The organism is Jejuia spongiicola, assembly GCF_023502325.1.
In the GTDB taxonomy this organism is placed as follows: Bacteria; Bacteroidota; Bacteroidia; order Flavobacteriales; family Flavobacteriaceae; genus Wocania_A; species Wocania_A spongiicola.
Map to the genome: position 1 here is coordinate 1 of NZ_JAMFLZ010000042.1, position 243 is coordinate 243.

The 243-nt window shown below is 41.2% G+C and carries 1 protein-coding gene; it reads right to left on the reverse strand.

The genetic code is table 11. From position 1 onward, the window contains the following. Positions 1–243 (reverse strand): HYR-like domain-containing protein (locus M3P09_RS17275; RefSeq protein WP_249974071.1); only part of this gene is annotated, 243 nt, incomplete at both ends.

Genomic DNA, 243 nt, shown 5'->3' on the forward strand with positions numbered 1-243 from the left:
GGAGGAGTTGTATCAACAACGGTTATTGTTTGGGTATGCGAAGCACTGTTTCCAGCACAGTCAGTTATGGTCCATGTACGGACTAACTCATATTCAGAGGCACAAACAGTGTTGTTTCTTGTCTGGCTAAATTGTACGATTTCCAATTCATTGTCACAGTTATCAGTAGCAGTTAATGTTATAGCATCAGGTATGTTGTCACACTCTACAGTATCATCTTCAGGAAGCGTCTCTACGAAGGTT